We start from the raw sequence: 15,302 nt of genomic DNA, 5'->3' as shown, positions 1-15,302 counted from the left end.
GATGGCAAGACCATGGACGTTCTCGCACGCAGCGACACGTCGCCGTTGTCTTGGACGCCAGGGTCGTTGTCTTGGACGCCAGGGTCGTCGCCCGTCTTGCCCCTGGCTGTTCGATGAACTGCGCATCGCGCAGTTCATCGATCCTGGGTCCAGCCCCTGGCTGGTCCGGGTGCAGGGGCGGACAGCCCCTGCTGGGGCCTGGGGCAAAGCCCCAGCTCTGCGCCTTCAGAACACCCACCCCGCGCCGATCGCGCCGTAGCCTCCGAGGGCGGGCGTGGCGTGGATGATGCGACGTGGGTCCTCGAAGCCGAAGATTTCGCGGATGAGGGGCGCGACGAGGCCGGCTTCGGCTTCCAGGGAGAGGGATGGCAGGGGGCGTGCTTGGAGCCGGCCTGCGACGGTCAGGGCGAGCCAGGGGCGCGTGGCTTGCTGGGGGTTGACGATGGTGAGGCCTTGGCCCTGGAGGGCGCCGAGGTCGACGCCGGCGCAGGGGCGCGCGGTGAGGGGGCCGACGGCCCAGGCGAAGGGGCATCCCGAGAGGCGGGCGGCGATCCAGCGGAAGCGGGCGGTGCCGCCGTCGGTCTCGGTGGTGGGGCTTTGGGCGATGGCCAGGCCGAGGCGGAAGGCCGGCGTGAGGCCTGCGTGCCCAGAGGAGGCTCGTTCGGCGAAGAGGACGAGGCCCCAGGCGGGCTTGGGGGCGAGCGCGCTCCAGACGGCCCCCTGCGCGCCGACCTGGACGTGGTGCGCGGCCCCCGGAGGCGGGGGCGGCGGCGGAGGCGGCGGCGGAGGCGGGGGCGGCGGCGGAGGCGGCGGCGGAGGTGGAGGTGGTGGCGGAGGCGGTGGGGGTGGCGGCGGCGGCAGTTCCAGCGGCTGGTTGAGCCCTCCCTCGATCGCCAGCGCCGTCACCAGGGAAAGCGCCCCCATCACTTCCTCGCAGCCCTCGCCCGACACCTCCCGCAGCGAGCTTTCCCCTCCTGGCACCTCGATCCGCAGCTCCCCCCGCAGCCGCCCTCCGTTTTCCTCGAACAGGCTCGCCGTCAGCGTCCGCGCCACCTCCCCGTCCTTGGCGACGTGCAGGTCTGGCACCTCGGCTCGCACGGCTGCGAGGAAGTCCTCGGCGCCGGGGCAACGGACGGGGGCCGTGTATACGATCCGGACTGGGGCGAGTTCGCCCTGGGAGGGCCGCGCTGCGAGCAGCAGGGCGGCGACGACCGCGGCGCGCGCGAGCCGCTCCGGCGCTCGATCAGGACGCGCGCCGCTCATCGGCGAGGGCCGGCTCTTGCAGGTACCGCGTCTCCGGGTTCTCGCGACGCCAGAGGACGGTGTCCATGAAGTAGTGGTGGATGTTCACGAAAGCGTAGAGCGCCGCGAAATACGGCGTGGGCCCGAGGTCCTCGTACACGGCCTTGCCGCGCGGCCCGAGCGCCTCGTCGAGCGCTGTCGGCGCGCCGTGGAAAAAAAGCCATCCGAGCCCGAGGGCGGACACCGCGAGGATCCCGAGGCGCGTCCGCGCCGAGCGCTCGAACCAGGGCGGGCCCTCGCGCTCCCGTGCCTCGTTCCCCTTCATCAGCCAGACGAAATACAGGTATTGCACCGAGTGCAGCGCCGGAATGACGTACCGCACGAGCGGATCCTTGCTGGAGTAGACCGACCACGACCAGATGCTGCAAAGCAGCGCGGTGAGCGGGGTCAGAATGGGCAGGCGCCCCTCGCGCCGCCACTTCTGGAAGAGGATCCACGCGAGCGGGAGCAGCGTCGATAAAAACACCACGTGCGTGAGGTGCTCGAGCCAAACGGGATCCGTGAGGGTGGTGTAGACGACGCCCTTCTCCTCGACCTCCCGCCCTGGATCGGCCGGGCTCGCCCAGGCGTAGGCCCATCCGGAAAAGCAGTGCGCGAGGACCACGAGCCGCTCGCGCGGGGCGAAACGAACCCCGCGCCGCGCCGCGAGCACCGTGAACACGCCGAACCCTTGCTTCACGTAGTGCCAGCCCACCAGGAAAAACATCAGCCGGAAGAGCAAGCTCAACGTGAACGCCGACCGCGTGGCGAGCCCCACGATCGAAAGGCCGCCGAGGATCAGCGGGACCCCGAAGCCCGCGACGAGGTATCGAACCCGCTGCGCCCCGCGAAAGGCACCGCCGAACGCGCGGCCCTTCACGTCCTTGTAAAACAGGAGGTACGTGACCGCGAAGTGCGGATCGTTGATGACGAACGCCGCGTGGAACATGAGGAAGCCCACTGCATATTCCGCGGGATCGAGCCCGAAGGCGCGCTGGAGCAGCCAGGAGAGGGGAAACAGGAGCGGCGTCATGCCGCCCACGAGGAAAAACTCGACCAAGCCGCCTTTCGAGCCTCCGGTGCGCGACGGTTCGAGAGGTCGCGACGGCGCCATGGGCATGCTGGTCATGGGACACACGCTACCATCCCTTGCGCCCGCCTGGACCCCGCAAGAAACGAACGCTTCGCAGTTGACGGCCTCGGGGGAGTTTGGTTGCCTGGTTGCTTGGAGCTGAAATCATGAGCGATCGCACGCCGAGCGCGTATCTCGCGCTCCTTTCGAGCCAGGAGCGTGAGGTCTGCGCCGCGATTTCCCAGGACGCAGCGGCAGAGATCCCGTTCCTCGGGAAGGCAGGCGAGGCCGAGACCACAGCGTGGGTCGCGGGGGCCGCGGCGACCACGGTCCGCGTGCTCGCCGGCGCGGCGGAGCAGAGCGCGCTCACGCCCCATTTCGTGGATCTCGCGCGGCGGGGCGCGACGCCCGAGGAGGTCGTCCGGGCGGTCACCCTCTGCCGGCGCCATTGGCTGCGCGTTTCGCTCCGCGCGTTCGCCGAGCTCCCTTTCACGGCCGAGGGGATCGAGCGCCTGTCGGCGTGCTTCGACACCGTCTCCGAGGCCGTCGGCCGGCACTACGCCGACGTCGCCGCGGCGCGGTGCCGGGACGGCGCGGCGCGCTTCCGCAGCCTGGTCGGCGCGATCGGCAACGTCATCGTGATCATCGACGCGGACGGTCACATTTCCGACTGGAATGGCGAGGCCGAGCGCATCTATGGCTGTCCCCGGGACGAGGCGCTCGGCAAGGAGTACGTGGGCACGTTCCTGCCGCCCGAGGTCCACGAGAGCGTGCGGGCCGACATGCGCAAGGTGCTCGCGGGCGAGCCGACGCGGCACGGCGAGAACCCGGTCATCGCGCGCGACGGGACGGTCCGGCTCCTCCAATGGAACGTCGATCGCGTGCTCGACGGCGAGGGCCGCCCCGTCGCCATCGTGGCGAGCGGCTACGACGTCACCGAGCACCGGGAAGACCAGGACCGGCTCGAGCGCAGCCGCGCCGAGGTCCAGGCCATTCTCGACAACGCGCCCATCGTCGTTTTCGTCAAGGACCTCGAAGGCCGGTTCACCTTCGTCAACCGCCAATTCGACGACCTCTTCGGCTTCTCCCGCGGGTGGACCCTCGGCAAGCGCGACGCGGATTTCCTTCCGCCCGAGGCCGCCCAGCAGAACCGCGACAACGACCTCGAAGCGCTCGCGGCGGGGCGCTCGCTCGACAGCGAGGAGATCATCCCGGGCAAGGACGGCGTTCACGTCTACATGGTCTCGAAGTTCCCGCTCTTCGACGAGGGCGGGGCGCCGTACGCCGTCTGCGGGATCGCCCTCGACATCACCTCGCGCAAGCACGCCGAGGAGGAGCGGGCCGAGCTCGCCCAGCGCATCATCGAGGCGCAACACGCGGCGCTGCGGGCGCTGTCGACGCCGCTCTTGCCGATCGCGAGCGGGGTCGTGCTCATGCCGCTCGTCGGGGCCATCGACGCGGCGCGGGCCGCGCTCGTGCTGGAGACGCTGCTCGACGGCGTGGGCGTCCATCGGGCCGAGGTCGCCATCCTCGACATCACGGGCCTGCGCGAGATCGACGCCGAGGTCGCGACGGGCCTCGTGCAGGCGGCGCAGGCGGCGGCGCTGCTCGGGGCGGAGGTCGTGCTCACGGGCGTGCGTCCTGCCGCGGCGCGCACGCTCATCGAGCTCGGCGTCGACATGCGTGGGATCAAGACGTTGAGCAGCCTGCAACAGGGCGTGACGCACGCGATCACGCGCACCCGCGGCCGCCGCTGAGTCAGCCGCGCCGAGGCATCCGCGGGCGACGGGAACATGCTGCCCGGTGCGCGCGGAGGTGGTAGACTGCGGCACAGGGGAGGGCTTACGACCTATGGATTCACCGCTTCCCATCACGGGATCCTATTCCACCACGTTCGGCACGCTGCGGCTCGAAGCGCGCGGCGACAAGGTGACGGGCCGATACACCCACCAGGACGGCTCCGTCGTGGGCACACTCCAGGGGACTTCGCTCCGCGGCACCTGGGTGCAGAAAGGCAATGCGAGCGAAGGGACGTTTTCCTTCGAATTCGATCGCGGCGCCAATGGGTTCCGCGGCACCTGGGAGGGAGGCGGCAGTGGCCCCTGGAACGGCGTACGGCTCGAGCTCGCGCCCGCGGATCGGGGCGGATTCCCCGGCGGCTGGAACAGCCTCACCGAGGGCCCCCTCCTCGCCGGCCCGATGCTCGGCGAGGTCTCCCCGCATAGCGCGTGGATCTGGGCCCAGGCCCGCTGCACCTCGCCCCTCACGCTCGTGGTCGCGACGTCCGACGGCGAGGTCTCCCGCATCACCCGGACGCCCGCCTGGAACGAATGGCTCTGCCAGGTCTTCCACGTCGAGGATCTACGCCCCGGCGTCCCCTACACGTACTGGCTCGAAAGCACGCACGGAAAAACGCCCGCGCGACCGCTCTCGCTCGCCCCGGCCCCCGACACGCGCGCCGTGCGCATCGCGTTCGGCTCGTGCCTCTGCTTTTACCATCACACCGATCTCCCCATCCTCGAGGCCATCGAGCGCGACGCGCCGGCCTGCCTCGCGATGATCGGCGACAACACCTATTATTATTCGTTCGACTGGCAGAGCGAGCACGCCATGATGCTCGCCCAGCTCCGCGCCCGCAACAATCCCTCGTTCCGGCGCCTCGTCGCGGCGTTGCCGACCGTCGGGGTCTGGGACGACCACGATTTCGGCCCCAACGACGCCGACAATCGGTTCTCCGGCAAGGACATGGCGTTCCGCGCGTTCCGCCGCTCCTGGGCGAATGCCCGCTGGGGCACGAATGCGACCGCCGGCGTGTTCTCCTCGGTGCGCATGGGCCCCGCCGAGCTCTTCCTCCTCGACAGCCGCTGGTACCGAAATCAGCCCGCGCATACCTTGCTCGGCGAGTCGCAGCTCGTCTGGCTCGTCGAATCCCTCGCTCGGAGCACTGCGCCCGTCAAGATCATCGCCTCGCCCACGCAGGTCCTGGCCGACGCCGCGGTCGCGAAGGAATGGGAATGCTTTCGCCGCGACGCCCCCCAGGAGCTCGAAGGGTTGCTCGGCGAAATCGAGGCGCGCGACATCCGCGGCGTCGTCTTCGTCAGCGGCGACCTGCACATGGCGAACCTCTTCCACCAGGAGGGCCGCTATTTGCACGGCCGCCGCGGGCCCGAATGGTGGGAGCTCACCACGAGCCCGCTCGCGAACGACCCGTGGATGGAGTCGATCGCCGGCAAGGATCGCTACCTCGTCGCCGAGGTCGTCGACCGCTGCAATTACGGCCTCATCGACATCGACCTCGATCGCGCGGGCTCCGAAATCCTGCTCGTTTGCAAGGACGAGAAGGGCCGTGTCCTCTTCGATCAGCCGATCGCGCTCCCGACGCTCGCGGTCCGTCGTTAATCGGCCGCCTTTTTCTTCACGAACGTACTCCGCACGAAGCCGATGAACTCCCGGAGCGCCGGGGCGGTGTCGTCGGCGCGCCATACGATGTAAAGCGTCGCGCGTGGCGCGCCCACGATGGGCCGGATGGCGAGGCCTTTGCGGCCGGCGCGGCGAATCGATCCGGGCATGATCGCCACGCCGAACCCCGCGGCGACGAGGCTCACGATGTCGTCGAGCTGCGGCGCCTCCTGCACGATGCGCGGCGTGAACCCGGCGTCGCGACAAAGCGACATGATCTGATCAAAAAACGCCGGCCCCCGTTGCCGCGGGAAGATGACGAACGGCTCGTGCGCGAGCATCCCGAGCCGGATCCGTTTGAGCTCGGCGAGCCGGTGCCCGGCCGGCAGCACCACGACCAGCGGATCCCGCCCCACGCACGCGGAGGCGAGCGACGCGTCGTCGACCAATCCACGCACGAGGCCCACGTCCATCGAGCGTTCCTTGATGGCGTCGAGCTGCGCCTGCGGCGACATCTCCCGCAGGGCGATCTCGATCTTCGGGAACCGCTCGTGAAAGGCGCGCAAGAGGTCGGTGATGCCGCTGTAGGCCAGCGACGAGATGTAGCCCACGGCCACCCGCCCGATCTCCCCGACGCTCGCGCGCCGGGCCTCGTGCACGGCCTGATCGAGCCCTTCGAGGAGGCCACGAATACGACCGAGGAACACCACGCCGGCGGGCGTCAGCTCCACCTGCCTCCGCGCGCGGTCGAAAAGCTCGAACCCGAGCTCCGCCTCGAGCTCCTGGATCTGCCGGCTCAGCGGGGGCTGTGTCATCCGCAGCCTTCGCGCGGCGCGGCCGAAGTGTTTCTCCTCGGCGACGGTCAAGAAGTAGCGCAGATGGCGCAGTTCCATACCCACAGGGTATCAGACGATGCCCCGGAATGCATTGGACCGTGGCGACCGACCCCAGGAAGCTTCCCGGGCCCTCGGGTCGTCCCGTTTTTCCGGGCAGGTCTTCCGAGGGCCGCAGGGAGTGGCACATGTGGCTCGTCGTCACTGCGCTCAAGCGCCCATACACCTTCATCGTGATGTCGATGCTCATCGTCCTCACGGGGGTGTTCACCATCCTCCGGATGCCGACCGACATCTTCCCGGAGATCGACATCCCCGTCATCTCCGTGATCTTCAACTACGGCGGCCTGCCGCCCGAGGAGATGGAGAAGCGCGTCGTCAACAACTACGAGCGCTTCCTCACGACCATCGTCAACGACATCGAACACGTCGAGAGCCAATCGCTCACCGGCATCGCGATCGTAAAAGTGTACCTCCAGCCCGGCGCGAGCGTCGAGGCCGCGACGGCGCAGATCACCGCGGCCTCGCAGGTCGCGATCCGCCAGATGCCGCCGGGCATGACGCCGCCGCTCGTCATCCGCTACAGCGCCTCCAACGTGCCGATCATGCAGGCCGCGCTGGAGAGCGAATCGCTGAGCGAGCAGCAGCTCTTCGACTACGGCGTCAACTTCATCCGCGCCGACATCGCGACCATCAAGGGCGTGCAGATCCCCTGGCCCTACGGCGGCAAGCAGCGCCAGATCATGGTCGACATCGATCCGGCGCGCCTCTACGCGTGGGGCCTGTCGCCGCGCGACGTGAACGCGGTCATCGGACTGCAAAACGTCATCCTGCCGGCCGGCTCGGCGAAGATGGGCGAAAATGAGTACCCCGTCATCATGAACTCGAGCCCCGCCGCGCTCGAGGAGCTCGGCAACCTGCCGCTCAAGACCGTCGACGGCAAGACGATCTACGTGCGGGACGTCGCGAACATCCGTGACGGCAATGCGCCGCAGCAAAGCATGGTGCACGTCGGCGGCCAGCGCAGCGTGCTCATGACCATGCTGAAGGGCGGCAACGCGAGCACGCTCGACGTCGCCGGGCGCATCCGCGAGATGCTGCCGGGGACGATGGAGAAGCTGCCCAAGGACCTCCGGGCGACGCTCCTCTTTGATCAATCGCTCTTCGTGCGCGCGGCCGTCGAGGGCGTCGTGCACGAGGCGCTCATCGCCGCGGTGCTGACGGCGCTCATGATCCTGCTCTTCCTCGGGAGCTGGAGGAGCACGCTCATCGTCGTGCTCTCGATCCCGCTCTCGATCCTGGTCTCCATCATCATCCTGAACGCCCTCGGCCACACGCTGAACACGATGACGCTCGGCGGCATGGCGCTCGCCGTCGGCATCCTCGTCGACGACGCCACGGTCGCGATCGAGAACATCCACCGAAACCTCGGCCAGAAGAAGACGTTCATCCGCGCGATCGTCGACGGCGCCCAGGAGATCGCGGTCCCCGCGCTCGTCTCCACCCTGTGCATCTGCATCGTGTTCGTGCCGGTCGCGTTCATCACGGGCGCGGCGAAGTCGCTCTTCATCCCGCTCGCGCTGGCCGTCGTCTTCGCGATGCTCATGTCGTACGTCCTGTCCCGAACGCTCGTGCCCACGCTCGTGCGGCTCCTCTTGGCGCGCGAGGCCGCGGAGCACGCACCCGGTCATCACGAGGCGCCGAAGAGCGTGTTCGGCCGCATCTTCGTGCGGTTCAACCACGCCTTCGATCGGCTGCGCACGTCCTATGGAAAGCTCCTCGCGTGGGCGCTCGCGCATCGCGTCGCGTTCGTGGGCGGCTTCCTCGTCTTCGTCGCCGCGTCCGTCTCGCTCTTCCCGCTCCTCGGACGCGACTTCTTCCCGCGCGTCGACGCGGGGCTCATCAAGCTGCACGTCCGCGGCGCGCCGGGCACGCGCCTCGAAGAGAGCGAGCATCACTTCGCCCGCATCGAGGACACGATCCGCGAGGTGATCCCCGCGCGCGAGATCGAGACGATGCTCGACAACATCGGCATCCCGGCGAGCGGCATCAACCTCTCGCTGAGCGAGGGCGCGCTCATCTCCTCGGCCGACGGGCAGATCCTGATCTCGCTGAAGAAGGGCCACGCGCCGACCGAGGCGTACGTCCAGAAGCTCCGCGAGAAGCTCAACGCGAGTTACCCCGACTCCACCTTCTTCTTCCTCCCGCCCGACATCACGACGCAGGTCCTGAACTTCGGCCTCCCCGCCCCCATCAACGTCCGCGTCGTCGGGCCGATCGGCAAGGAGGAGGACACGTACGCCGTCGCGGAGAACCTCGTCGCGCGCATGAAGCAGATCCCCGGCGCGGTCGACGTCCACCTCGCCCAGGTCATGCGCCGGCCGCAGCTCCGCATCGAGGTCGACCGGACGATGGCCGACCAGATGGGCCTTACGCAACGTGACGTCGCCAGCGACATCCTGGTCTCACTCTCGTCGAGCGGGCAGGTCTCGCCGAGCTACTGGCTCGACAAACGCGGCGTGCAGTATCTCGTCGCCGTGCAGACGCCCCAGTACGCCGTGGGCTCGGTCGACGCCCTCAACGCGACGCCGCTCTCGACCGGCGACGGGAGGCCTCAGCTCCTCTCGAACGTCGCGCAGGTCCAGCGCGGCACCGGGCCCGTGAACGTCACGCACTACAACGTGGCGCGGACCTACGACGTCCAGGCGAACGTCGAGGGCACCGACCTCGGCTCCGTCGCGAGCGCCGTCTCGACGCTCGTCGACGGCATGAAAGGCGAGCTGCCGCGCGGGACGAAGGTCACCGTGACGGGGCAGGTCGAGAGCATGGACTCCTCGTTCCGCGGCCTCGGCTACGGCCTCCTGTTCGCGATCGTGCTCGTGTACCTGCTCATGGTCGTGAACTTCCAGTCGTGGCTCGATCCCTTCGTCATCCTGATGGCCCTGCCGGGCGCCATCGCGGGGATCGCGTGGATGCTCTTCCTCACGCGCACCACGCTGAGCGTGCCCGCGCTCATGGGATCGATCATGTGCGTCGGCGTCGCCACGGCGAACTCGATCCTCGTCGTCACCTTCGCCAACGACCAACGAGCGATCGGACGTGACGCAACGTCAGCAGCCCTCGCCGCAGGCATGACGCGCCTCCGGCCTGTTCTCATGACCGCGCTCGCCATGATCATCGGCATGCTCCCCATGTCGACGGGCCTCGGCGAAGGCGGCGAGCAGAACGCACCCCTCGGCCGCGCGGTCATCGGCGGCCTCCTCCTCGCGACGGTAACCACGCTCTTCTTCGTGCCGGTGATGTACAGCATCCTCCGCAAGAAGGCGCCCATGACGGATCCGCTGACGGAGTCGCTATGAGCCCCAACGAGTCGCATCCCCTCCAAGATCCCACGTCGACCCCGAAAGCCGACGACCTCGGTTTTGATTTGCCGCCGCCCGCGGCGTTCTCCCGGACGCAGGTGATCGCCGCATGCACGGCGCTCGCCCTCGTGCTCGGGGGTGTCTTTGCCGTGACCTACCTGCCCCGCCGGAACGCCCGTGCGGCGCTCGAAGCGGACGTGAAGGCGGCCGAGACCACGGCGCCGCGCGTCGAGGTCCTCACGCCGAAGGCCACGTCGAGTGATCGCTCGCTCGTCCTGCCGGGCAGCATCCGGCCGCTCGAAGAGACGGTCGTCTACCCGCGCGTGAACGGCTACGTGCGCAAGTGGAACGTCGACATCGGCGACAAGGTCACGGAGGGGCAGGTCCTCGCCGAGATCGATACGCCCGAGCTCGATCGGGAGCTCACGCAGGCGAACGCCGAGCTCACGCAGGCCAGGGCCGCGCTGCTCCGGGCCGAGGCGAGCCGTGATCTGTCGAAGTCGAACCTCGCGCGGTACGAAAAACTCGTGCCCGCGGGCGTGGCCTCGCAGGAGGACCTCGACCAGCGGCAGGGCCAAGCGCGGGTTGACGCGGCGAGCGTGACGGTGGCGCAGGCCTCCATCACGTCGGCGTCGGCGAACATCCAGCGCATCCGTGATCTGAAGGGGTTCGCGAAGATCGTCGCGCCCTTCGCGGGCACGGTCGTCTCCCGGTCGATCGACCGGGGGGCGCTCGTCTCGTCGGGCAACGGCACGCCGCTCTTCCGCATCGCCGCGACCGACCCCGTGCGTGTCTTCGTGGGCGTCCCGCAGGACATCGCGCCGAGCGTGAAGGCGAACGCGAAGGCCATGGTCTCCGTGCGGGAGTTCGCGGGGCAGAACTTCGAGGGCACGGTCGCGCGCACCTCGGGCGCGCTCGAAGCGGCGACGCGCACGATGAACACGGAGGTGCGCGTGCCGAACCCGGACAACAAGCTCCTCTCGGGCATGTATGCCGAGGTCTCGCTCACCCTGCCCTTGCCGCACCGGGTGCTCGAGGTGCCTGCGACCGCGCTCTACAACGACGCGAAGGGGCTCCGCGTGGCGGTCGTGGACGCGGAGAACAAGATCCGCTTCGTGCCCATCACGGTCGAGCGCGACACGGGCGCGACAATCCTCGTCTCGACCGGCCTCGACGGGACCGAGCGCATCGTGAAGCTCGCGAACGTGCAGCTCCTCGAGGGGACGAAGGTCGAAATTTTGCTCCCCGCGCCCCCTCCGAAGTAGCCAACCGCCCGTTTAGAGGCCGCCGCCGCCTCCGGGCGCGCCATTTTGCCCCCCAGAAGTCGATCCCCCGGTCCCGGGCGTCGATCCCCCGCTCCCGGGAGTCGATCCCCCGGTCCCGGGAGCCGATCCCCCGGTCCCAGGAGTCGATCCCCCGCTCCCGGAAGTCGATCCCCCGCTCCCGGAAGTCGATCCCCCGCTCCCGGGCGTCGATCCCCCGCTCCCGGGAGCCGATCCCCCCGGGGGAGTCGTGTCCGGGACCGGGGGAGGCGCTTTCGGGACCGAGGGAGGCGCTTGTGTGTCCGGCTGCGGAGGTATCGCACCCGGCCCGGGAGGCGACCCGGGCATCCCCTCCGGTGGGCAAGCCAACCCCTCGCCCAGTTGCTCATCGCCCGGCGGACAGACGTAGGGGGTGGTGCGCGTGCCGGGCGGCTGGCCGCGTTGCGTCCCCTGGTTGTCGATATCGTCCTGCCCCTGCCCTGCCCCGCTGCTCTGCCCCGCGCCGCTGCCGGCTCCGTTTTGCGCGAATGCCGCGCCGATCAACCCCATCCAGATGCCGAGCGTCACCGCACCGCGCTTCCACCCACGCGCCATGACGTGCCTCCCGCGTCGTCGGGCGGCGATCCCGCCGCCCCGCGTGCGTCCCGCCTGCAATGGGAAGGCCACGCGCGACCGGCGTACGTTCGCGCTCGGCATCCAGCGCATCCCAGCGCGGCAAACATGCGAGCTGGAGGGTGAAGAATACGTCGAGGAGGCGGCCATGGCGCATTTCGTGGCGTGTGGGTGGACGCGTCGAAATACATGGGAGCGCCCGCGCAGGCTCCCTTGCTTTTCTCCCGGTCTTCGTGCATCTTGGCGCTCCCGAAGGAGGCCCGTCATGCGACCGATTGCGACGATGAGCCTCGCCCCGACGTCCCGCTGACGCCGGCGAGGCTCCTACCCGGACCGAACGAAGCGCGCCGCGAGCAAACGCGGCAGGCACGGGTTCGTCACGCAGTCGGAGCATGGAATGACGAGAGATCGTTCGCGGGGCCGCACTGGCTCCGCTCGGGATGCAGATTCCTTTTTTGGAGCGGCGGAGGACCGGAAGGTCGAGCGCAAAGAGCGCCAGCTCTGCCGGCAGGTGCAAGAAGCAGTGAGCGAGGCGCTCGCCGGAATCGAGGACGACGTCCTCCTCGAGGTGTGGGTGGCCGACGTGGAGCCCGCCCCCGACGCAGGGAGGCTCGCGGTGATCGTGCAGGCACCGCGGGGCGCGTCGCCAGACGAAGTGGCAGCGCGGCTGGAGAACGTGGCCGGGTATCTACGCGCGGAGGTAGCGAGCGCGATCACGCGGAAACGCGTGCCGACCTTGACCTTCCGCGTGCTGCCGCCGGAGACGGGAGGTATTTCGTGACCGCACACGTCGCGACGTTCCTCCCCGACGGAACAAGCGCCGAGCTTCGCGCGGCACTCGCGAGGCTCACGCGGACCTTCGATGTCGTGCACGTCGCAGTCATGCCGGACGCGCACGTCGCCGAGGAGGTCTGCGTGGGCACGGTGACGGCCACGACGCAGCGGATCTTGCCGGCCGCCGTGGGAGGCGACATCGGCTGCGGAATGGTGGCCGTGCGGCTCCGGGCAGACGCGGACCTGCTCGCGGATCGCGACCGGGCGGCGCGGCTGCTTTCGGGGTTTTACCAGCACATTCCGCACGTCCTGCACCCGGCCGCAGCAGCGCCGGAGCTGCCGGACGAGCTTCGGGAGGCGCCGATCGGCGACGGCGCGCTCGAATCCCTGAAGCGGCGCGAGGGCCGGCTAGAGTTCGGCACGCTCGGCCGGGGAAACCATTTTCTAGAGGTGCAGCGCGACGACGAGGAGGCGCTCTGGCTTCTCGTGCATTCGGGATCCCGCGCGATGGGTCCGGCCATCCGGCACCATTTCGAGGGGCGCGCGGAGCGGGATCCCTCCGGGCTCGCATTTCTCGAAGCGGACAGCGAGGCCGGCCGGGCCTACCTCGCCGCCGCGGAATGGGCCGCCCAGTATGCGAGGGCGAGCCGGGCGCGCATGATCGAAGCAGCCATCGGCCTCTTCGGCGAGCTCTTCGGCATCGAGGCCGATCCGAGCTCGCGTGTGGAGGTCGACCACAACCACGTGCGGCGCGAAGCGCACGGCGGGCGTGACCTCTGGGTCCATCGAAAAGGCGCGATGGGCCTGCCGGCCGGCAAGCCCGGCGTGGTCCCCGGCTCGATGGGAAGCGAGAGCTTCCACGTCGAAGGCCGCGGCCACCCCGAGGCGCTCGATTCATCAGCGCACGGCGCCGGCCGAGCGCTCTCACGTTCCGAGGCGCGCAAGCGCATCGGGCAGCGGCAGCTCCTCCGCGAAGCCGAAGGCGTCTGGTTCGACCACCGCATCGCCGATCGGCTGCGCGAGGAAGCGCCGAGCGCATACAAGGACATCTCCGCGGTGATGCGCGCGCAGCGGGAGCTCGTCCGCATCGTGCGCAGGCTCCAGCCGGTGCTCGTGTACAAGGCAGCGTGAGCCGAGGGGCGTCTCGCCGGGGCGCTGCCCCGGACCCCGCGGGGGCTGTCCGCCCCTCGACCCGGACCAGGCACGGCCTGGACCGAGGCTGGAAGAACTGCGCGGTGCGCAGTTCTTCCAACGGGCCGGTGGCAAGACCATGAAGGTGGGTTTCAAGCCGGCGACGGGCACGCCGCCGGTTGAACCTGCGGCGCTGTGGCCCTGGTGAGCGGGGTCGTCGCCGGTCTTGCCACCGGCTGTTCGATGAACTGCGCATCGCGCAGTTCATCGACCCCGGGTCCAGCGCCTCGCTGGTCCGGGTCCAGGGGTGGACAACCCCTGGTCGGGGCCCGGGGTGAAACCCCGGCGAGGCGCCTGCCAGCACGGTTCCCGCACCACGGGAAAGGTGATATGTCACGGAGCGACCTCGGCCGTTCCCATGCTGCGCCTTTCCCTGCGGATGTCCTTTTGCCTCCTCGCTGGGTGCATCCGTGAGGACGTCCTCTCGGATGGGCAAGCGACATCCGTGCCGGCGCCTCCGGCTCTCGCCTCGTCCGAGCCTGCCCCGGCGGACGTCGCGCCAGCGGCGGACGTGCCTGCTTTGGCGACGGTCCCCATGCCTCGCCCTTATCGCAAGCGGCTCGATGCGGCCGTGACGCTCAATGCGACGTGCGTCGCGTGCCATGCCGATGAGGCCAAGCAATGGCAGGGCTCGCATCATCAGCAATCGAACCTCAATCCGGCTTATCGCAAGGCGTTCGTCATCGAGCCCACGGCTTTTTGCCGCGGCTGCCACGCGCCGGAGGGGGATCCTCGGATCGATCCGCCCAAGGCCGTGAGCGAGCTCGGCGTCGGCTGCGTGACTTGCCACGTCACGGAAGAAGGTTTTGTCTTGGCTGCGGCCGCTCCCGGCGACGACACGCCCCGCGCGCCGCACCCTTTGCGCCGCTCGACGGCCTTCAGCCAGACCGGCGGTTGCACGGGTTGTCATGAATTCCGTTTCCCGATGGGCAGGGGCGATGACGACGGCCAGTTCATGCAGACCACGGCGCGCGAGCACATGCGCTCGCCTGCGGCTGGGAAGGCGTGCGCCGATTGCCACATGCCGCGCGTCTCGGGCCGCCGCTCGCATGCGTTCGCCGAGGTCCGTGATCCCGCCTGGTTGCGAAACAACCTGCACGTGAAGGCCGAACGCGCCGAGGACGATACCTTCCGCGTCACGCTCGTCCAGCCTGCGCCGGGGCATGATTTTCCCACGGGGGACCTGTTTCGCCGCCTCGAAGTCGGCTGCGAGCTGAAAAACGAGCGCGGGACCGTCGTCCGCCGCGAGGTCCGGCACCTCGCGCGGCATTTTCACGTCATCCCGGGGCAACCCGGCCGGCACCTCGCCGCGGACGACCGCGTGGGCCGGGATCCGAGGGTCGTTGACCTGGACCTCACGCCTCCCTCCGGGGCGCCGCTGCGCGGGACCCTCTCCTGGTGGGTGCGTTATCAGCGTGTCGCCACCGTCGGGACCGGGACGAACCCGGCCGACGCGAAGATCGAGTCCGAGGTCCTGCTGCATTCGGGGGAGATTCCGTGGGACGTCAAATAACCG

The 15,302-nt window shown here is 69.4% G+C and carries 10 protein-coding genes; 7 read left to right on the top strand and 3 right to left on the bottom strand.

What is annotated here, in order from left to right:
- Window positions 1–225: 225 nt before the first annotated feature.
- Both QHF89_RS29485 and QHF89_RS29480 read right to left on the bottom strand, forming a co-directional pair.
- Window positions 226–1,263 (bottom strand): hypothetical protein, encoded by a 1,038-nt coding sequence (locus tag QHF89_RS29485; RefSeq protein WP_284721079.1) that lies wholly within the window; start codon window positions 1,261–1,263, stop codon window positions 226–228.
- Window positions 1,244–2,410 (bottom strand): hypothetical protein, encoded by a 1,167-nt coding sequence (locus QHF89_RS29480; RefSeq protein ID WP_136970060.1) that lies wholly within the window; start codon window positions 2,408–2,410, stop codon window positions 1,244–1,246. The genes QHF89_RS29485 and QHF89_RS29480 overlap by 20 nt, the downstream gene beginning before the upstream one ends.
- Before the next feature lie 110 nt (window positions 2,411–2,520).
- Here QHF89_RS29480 and QHF89_RS29475 point away from each other — a divergent pair, with 110 nt between their 5' ends.
- Both QHF89_RS29475 and QHF89_RS29470 read left to right on the top strand, forming a co-directional pair.
- A complete protein-coding gene (locus tag QHF89_RS29475) occupies window positions 2,521–4,110 on the top strand; it encodes a PAS domain-containing protein (protein WP_136970059.1) in 1,590 nt (529 codons plus the stop codon).
- Window positions 4,111–4,204: 94 nt separating this feature from the next.
- Complete coding sequence (locus QHF89_RS29470) at window positions 4,205–5,752, top strand: alkaline phosphatase D family protein (protein ID WP_136970058.1); 1,548 nt, start codon at window positions 4,205–4,207, stop codon at window positions 5,750–5,752.
- Here QHF89_RS29470 and QHF89_RS29465 read toward each other — a convergent pair.
- Entirely contained in the window at window positions 5,749–6,645 is an 897-nt protein-coding gene (locus QHF89_RS29465) for a LysR family transcriptional regulator (protein WP_136970057.1), read from the bottom strand. The two genes, QHF89_RS29470 and QHF89_RS29465, sit on opposite strands and share 4 nt — an antisense overlap.
- Before the next feature lie 128 nt (window positions 6,646–6,773).
- Between QHF89_RS29465 and QHF89_RS29460 the strand changes: the two genes are divergently transcribed.
- The 5 genes from QHF89_RS29460 to QHF89_RS29440 all read left to right on the top strand — a co-directional run bounded on the left by QHF89_RS29460 (window position 6,774) and on the right by QHF89_RS29440 (window position 15,299).
- Entirely contained in the window at window positions 6,774–9,944 is a 3,171-nt protein-coding gene (locus QHF89_RS29460; RefSeq protein ID WP_136970056.1) for an efflux RND transporter permease subunit, read from the top strand.
- Window positions 9,941–11,212, top strand: coding sequence for an efflux RND transporter periplasmic adaptor subunit (locus tag QHF89_RS29455; RefSeq protein ID WP_136970055.1), 1,272 nt, complete (start codon window positions 9,941–9,943; stop codon window positions 11,210–11,212). Before QHF89_RS29460 ends, QHF89_RS29455 begins: the two co-directional genes overlap by 4 nt.
- A gap of 1,006 nt (window positions 11,213–12,218) precedes the next feature.
- Window positions 12,219–12,602 (top strand): ribosome-binding factor A, encoded by a 384-nt coding sequence (locus QHF89_RS29450; RefSeq protein ID WP_136970054.1) that lies wholly within the window; start codon window positions 12,219–12,221, stop codon window positions 12,600–12,602.
- Complete coding sequence (locus QHF89_RS29445) at window positions 12,599–13,726, top strand: RtcB family protein (protein WP_136970053.1); 1,128 nt, start codon at window positions 12,599–12,601, stop codon at window positions 13,724–13,726. The genes QHF89_RS29450 and QHF89_RS29445 overlap by 4 nt, the downstream gene beginning before the upstream one ends.
- A gap of 595 nt (window positions 13,727–14,321) precedes the next feature.
- A complete protein-coding gene (locus QHF89_RS29440; protein ID WP_284721078.1) occupies window positions 14,322–15,299 on the top strand; it encodes a multiheme c-type cytochrome in 978 nt (325 codons plus the stop codon).
- Window positions 15,300–15,302 lie beyond the last annotated feature (3 nt).

Origin of the sequence: Polyangium sorediatum, assembly GCF_029946465.1 — a bacterium.
GTDB classification, from domain to species: Bacteria; Myxococcota_A; Polyangia; order Polyangiales; family Polyangiaceae; genus Polyangium; species Polyangium fumosum.
Note: the sequence above shows the minus strand (reverse complement) of the source record. Positions and strands in the feature narration are given on the sequence as shown.